The 5718-nt window shown below is 32.1% G+C and carries 5 protein-coding genes; 1 reads left to right on the top strand and 4 read right to left on the bottom strand.

Going from position 1 to position 5718, the window contains the following annotated elements:
• The coding region (locus tag Q361_RS13860) for a hypothetical protein (RefSeq protein ID WP_211290390.1) at window positions 1-180 on the top strand (180 nt) is incomplete at its 5' end.
• On the opposite strand, the gene dcm is transcribed toward Q361_RS13860, so the two are convergent.
• The 4 genes from dcm to Q361_RS12975 form a co-directional block, all read right to left on the bottom strand.
• Window positions 175-1188, bottom strand: coding sequence for a DNA cytosine methyltransferase (dcm, locus tag Q361_RS12990; protein ID WP_103727161.1), 1014 nt, complete (start codon window positions 1186-1188; stop codon window positions 175-177). The genes Q361_RS13860 and dcm overlap by 6 nt on opposite strands.
• Window positions 1175-2071: a type II restriction endonuclease gene (locus Q361_RS12985; RefSeq protein WP_103727160.1), complete on the bottom strand. Its 897-nt coding sequence runs from the start codon at window positions 2069-2071 to the stop codon at window positions 1175-1177. Before Q361_RS12985 ends, dcm begins: the two co-directional genes overlap by 14 nt.
• 260 nt (window positions 2072-2331) lie before the next feature.
• Complete coding sequence (locus Q361_RS12980) at window positions 2332-4011, bottom strand: DUF6035 family protein (protein ID WP_103727159.1); 1680 nt, start codon at window positions 4009-4011, stop codon at window positions 2332-2334.
• Window positions 4012-4204: 193 nt separating this feature from the next.
• A complete protein-coding gene (locus tag Q361_RS12975) occupies window positions 4205-5572 on the bottom strand; it encodes a T9SS type A sorting domain-containing protein (protein WP_103727158.1) in 1368 nt (455 codons plus the stop codon).
• Between the last annotated feature and the right edge of the window lie 146 nt (window positions 5573-5718).

The following is a 5718-nucleotide window of genomic DNA, read 5'->3' as shown; positions in this document are numbered from 1 at the left end:
AAAAAGTGGACATTTCGTCAAGTCTTAAAATTCAAATGGTTGTTCAAACTAAAATGTTTGACTTCTGAATCTCGTCGGAAGTATGGCACACAACGGTTTTCGGCTTGGCGATGTGGCGGATTTTTAGCACAAAAGTTCAATAGAATTACTGCTGTTGAACTTTGTACAAATGTTTCATAGAAGCACTTCAGCCGCCATATTGCCAAACCGATGTTGTGCGATGTGCTTTTTGTTTTCAATCTTTTTTAGTTTTATATGTTTTAGCATTTGTTCTGCTACTTTTTCAATCACATTTACAGCAACACTATTTCCAAATTGTTGATACGCTTGATTGTCAGAAACAGGAATGACAAAACTGTCTGGAAAACCTTGTAATCGACCTGCTTCTCTAGGTGTTAATTTTCTTGGATTTTTACCTTTTTGTTCTACTAAAATTTCGCTTCCGTCTTTATAATAACGAGCAGAAATTGTATTGGTATATTCGGAATTTTCATTTACAATTCCGAACCCAAAACCTTTGCCTTTTTCTTTATTTGCAATCTTTCTTCGTTGGTGTCCTTCCCAAAGTTTGTCTGAAATTGTATATTTTTCATCAACATTTTTTTCCAAAATATCACCTACTTTTGTAGGTGTTTTAGTTGGTTTTGGAAATTCAAACTTAACGGAATTGTCTAAAAACCCAACAATATAAATTCTTTCTCTGTTTTGAGGAAGTCCAAATTCTCTTGCTTTTAAAACCTCATACTGAACGTTTTCGTAACCAATATTTTTTAAATGTTCAATAATGGTAGCTAATGTCTTTCCTTTGTCGTGCCCTTTTAATTGCTTTACATTTTCAAGTAAAAAAGCTTGAGGTTTTTTTGCAATTAATATTCGTTCTATATCAAAAAATAAAGTTCCTCTTGTATCTGAAAAACCTTTTTTAAGACCTGCTTGTGAAAATGGTTGACAAGGAAAACCTGCCAACAAAATATCGTGTTCTGGAACTAATTTTTCATCGATTTGTGTAATATCTCCGTGAACAATCAAATCGTTAAAATTTGCAGTATAAGTTGCAACAGAATATTTATTCCATTCACTTGTGAAAACGCAGTCAATATTATTTTTAGAAGCTAATTCAAAACCAAGTCTGATGCCTCCAATACCTGCGAAAAGGTCAATTATTTTTATTTTATTACTTGTTTTCATTCCAAAATTTTAAAATGTTAGGAATTTCTTCAAATAAATATTCTTCAAAACTAATGATGTTTTTCATTGATTTTAAAGTGTCGGAATTAGCAACCCATTCATATGTAACCACAATAATATTGTGATTTGCCATTTCTTGGGCTTTACTTTTTGGTATACTTTCGTCTGCTGTTAAAAGATGTATTTCAGGTATTTTTGTTCGCTCAATTTCTTCCGCAACTTCTTGCCAACGTTCACGCAATGAAGTTTTCATTGTACCAATTATGGTTTTATTTCGTCTTTCTGCATAGCATTTTATGTTTGGTAAAATGCTATCTACTTTTTTGCCTAAACCAAGTGAGTCAAATGTTTTACGACCAACTTTACTTTGGCTGTCATATTCATAACCTAAATTTTCATAAATTTTATAAATAATAGCTTCAAAACTTTTTCCTGCTCGCGAACGTCTTGATTGCGTGTTGCTTAAAGAAAGTCTGTAAATATATGGGAAAACTCGTCCTGCATATTCGCCACAAATTTCTTTTACAGTTTCAATAAGTTCTTCACCTTTTTTGTTTGTTATATTTTTGTTGAGTAAAACCTCTAAAATATCTTTTGGTGTTTCTAAAAGTTTGTGCAAATCCCGCATTAAAATTGCGTTAAAATTTACTTCGTCCAAAAGATATTCTTGCCAAACTATTTCACGAAGTTCTGATATACATTTACTTACGTGTTTTGATTTTATTTGTTTTAAATATTCTTGGTTTTGAGCAAGAGCAAATTCCACAATTTCCTGTGAAGTACGAATATACTTAGTTCTGTACTGTTTGATTAGTGCATCAAACTTGTCTAATTCCTGTTTTGGAATGTCTATAATAACTGGTATTTCGTCAATTTTACTCACTTATAATCTTAATTATTTTGTCTATCGCAAATTTATGAAAAAAAAGTTTAAGATTTTTATTAGCTGTCGATTTTACGCAATTTTGGTAGCATATTGCACAACGTTTTGCGGCTTGACGAAGTGGCGGACTTTGAAGAACAAATGTTCAGTTTTGCACAAAAGTTCAATCGAAGAACTGCCGTTGAATTTAGCACTAAATCCGCCATTTTGCCAAACTGCTGTTATCGGTTCGGCTTTCTTTTCTTCCGTCTATTTTCATCTTAATTTTCATATTCAATTTCTGGATAAAGGTCATTAAAAACTTCATCAAAGTCGTATTTCTGTTTTGGCATTTTAGAGTAAAAAGCTTCAACCTTTTTTTGAAACGTCCCTTTTTTGTCGAGTTGAATAAGTTTGTCCCAAAGCCCAAATCTCTTAAATGATAATTCTAAATATTCCCAATATTCGCTGTAATATTGAATTGCATTATTAGCAAATGAAATCCATTTGTTTCCTGTGAAATTATAGTAAATCAATTCATCTTGTCTTGCGGATTCGATAATGAATAGTAGTTTGGAAAAATTAAACACATCATCAACCAAACTTTTTTCAGTCAATTTATTGCATAATTTATAAATATGTATATCTGCCAATAAATCCTTTTTAGTATTCTGTAGCTGTTCTAAAAAAAATAAGTCTTTTTCTGTTAATCTATATCCTGCTTTAAAAAGTGATTTTATTGGTAATGAATTGTGAATGTTGTCATTTAAAATAATTGATTGAAGTGCTGTTCTTTCTAATTCATCCGTTTTATCTATTTCAAGTTCAATTTTATCTGTTCCTAAAATAAACTCAAGAAATACAACATCTTCTTGTTTTGCTTCATTTATCCATTTAATCAATGGTGGTTTGTTTTCGACAATTTTTCCTTTCAGATTTAAAACTTCATTAAGAATTTTAATTTCAAAGTCATCCATTTCTTCAAGTTCTTCAATTACTGAATTATAGTTTTGAATTTTTCTTTTTCTGAAGTCTGCAATTAAATTTCTAACGTGATTGGCTTTGCTCTTTGCATTATCCAACCTTAATTTTTCAAATCTTATTCTTTCAGCTTCTTTTATTTCTTCGGCTTTTTTCTTTTGAAGTGATTCAGTTTTTGTTTTGTTGTCACCAAAGTTGTAATAATATGCTTGGAAAACTTCATTGTCATACTTTAACTCGTTTAATGAAACAGATTTTTTACGCCATTCCGTAAGCAGTTTATTGTCATTAGTTAGATAAACTAACTTGTATTCACATTCAAGTTTTAAACTTTCAGATTTTTCATCAAGCTTGAAGAAGTTTTGATATTTGGTTAGATATTTAATGTCACGTTCTAAAGTTCCTTGATTACGGACATCAAAGTTGTCAAGTATCCAAATTAAATATATTCCGTGTTCTTTATAAAATTCATAGCGACTTAAAATATAACCAAGTGATAAGTCGGAAAGTTGAATTTCAAAAACAATTTCTTTGTCTTCAAACTTGCAATAAACATCAGGTCGTCTTTTACCATTTTGTTTAACAATGAATTTATTGTCAATAGCAATAGAATTTAAGTCAACTCCATTAATAGATTTAAGTAGCTCTCCAATTTTGTTTTTTAGTTCTTTATGTCTATCACTTTCTTTTGCTATTAAAATTTTAGTAAATCGCTCGTGTTCTTGCGGTGTAAGTTGTCCGTCTGCTAAAATGCAATAACTATGTCCTGGTTTATGTTTGAAATGAAGTCTGTCATATTTACTTCCCGAAACCATTAGGTCTTGTTCGCATTCGCAACAGGAAAGTGCCAAATTTTTTTCGTGATACTTTTTTCTTATTTCAAAGGCATCCGTTTTAATATCAAATACTTCGTCTGCTTCGAGAATTTCTCCCGAAGTTTTGTCAAACGCTATTTTTATTGAACGGTCGTATCGTCCCATTTTTAGTTTGTCATTGTCTTGTTGCGTGGTCTTTTAAGCTGACCGATAACGTTTTGCCGCTTTACGACTGTTGCGAGCTTCGGAACTGCGTATTTTCTGCCAAGATACAACTTCTTACGAAAGATAAACGTCAATTTTGCACTTTTCTCGCAATAGCGCAAAACGGCTGTTATGGGCTGGTTTTGTTTTATAATTATTGTTTAACAATTTTTTTAAATGTTTTTCCTTTAGAGTTTTTTATGTTTACCAAATATACACCGTTTGTTAAATCATTAATTTGTAATATGGTTTGAAATGATTTTAATAATATACTTTTTACCAATTGACCTTGAATATTAAATACATCTATAGTTGTGTTTGGGTATTCATGATAGTCTATAAATAATTCTTGTTTGCAGGGATTTGGATAAATAGAAATGCCATTTTCAATATCATTTTCAGGAGCTTCTAACGTTACATTACATACTTGAGTAATTTGAATAGGAATATTTCTGTTAGTATTGGTTCCATCTCCAAGTTGACCAAATTCATTAAGTCCAACTGACCAAACTGTTCCATCATTCTTTAAGAATAATGAATGTTCAGAACCTGCTGATATAGCAATTACTCCTGTTAGGCTACTCAACTGAACAGGTATATTTTTATCTAATGTTGTTCCATCTCCAAGCTGTCCGTAACTATTTCCGCCTACAACCCAAACGGTTCCGTTATTTTTCAAAAAAAGAGAATGATAATAACCAGCAGAAATTGCTATTATTCCTGAAAGTCCAGACACTTGAATCGCAGAATTTTTATCCGTAAAAGTTCCATCACCAAGTTGCCCGTTTTGATTTCCGCCTACAGACCAAACAGTGCCGTCGTTTTTTAAGAAAAGAGAATGTACAGCTCCGCACGCAACAGAAGTAATACCTGAAAGCCCAAGTAATTGCACTGGAGTAAATCTTTGGATATTAGTTCCGTCACCTAGTTGACCTTGCTGATTGAAACCTGTTGCCCAAACAGTTCCGTTGTTCTTTAGAAAGAGAGAATGCAATTGGCTTGCACTACAGCTGGTAATCCCTGTGAGTGAATTTATTGGTACTGGAGTATTCCGGTTGATATTAGTGCCATCACCAAGTTGTCCAAAATAGTTATATCCCGTTGCCCTAACACTTCCATCATTTTTGACAAAAAAAGAATTGAAATCTCCGTTGGCCAGCTTAATTGTTCCAGTAAGTCCAATTAGTTGTACAGGAATATTTTTAGAAATGTTTGTTCCGTCTCCAAGTTCACCATTATTATTACCACCTACTGCCCAAACACTTCCGTCATTTTTAAGAAAGTGTGAATGAACACCGCCAGCAACAGCTTCAATAATAACAGTTAATCCGCTGACTTGAGTCGGGACACTTTTGTCTGTAAAAGTTCCATCTCCGAGTTGACCATAAATATTTATACCTGTCGCTTGAACTGTTCCATTATTACATCTAAATAAGGAAAAACTGCCATGTGCTGAAATAGATTGCGCATTTAGATTGTTGTACAAAAAAATAAGACAGATAACAATTTTTATTTTATTCATTTAAATCGTATTATATTCTTGATTATTAAGGTTTTCTGCAAACTTGCCCATAACGTTTCGCGGCTTGACGCAGAAGCGAAGCCCGCGAACGGCTAAATTTCTGTTAAAGATAAACATTTTCGTGAAAAATGGACTTCAATTTAAGA

Origin of the sequence: Flavobacterium croceum DSM 17960 (genome assembly GCF_002917885.1) — a bacterium.
In the GTDB taxonomy this organism is placed as follows: Bacteria; Bacteroidota; Bacteroidia; order Flavobacteriales; family Flavobacteriaceae; genus Flavobacterium; species Flavobacterium croceum.
The sequence above is the reverse complement of the archived record's forward strand: the minus strand, read 5'-3'. Positions and strand labels throughout refer to the sequence as shown.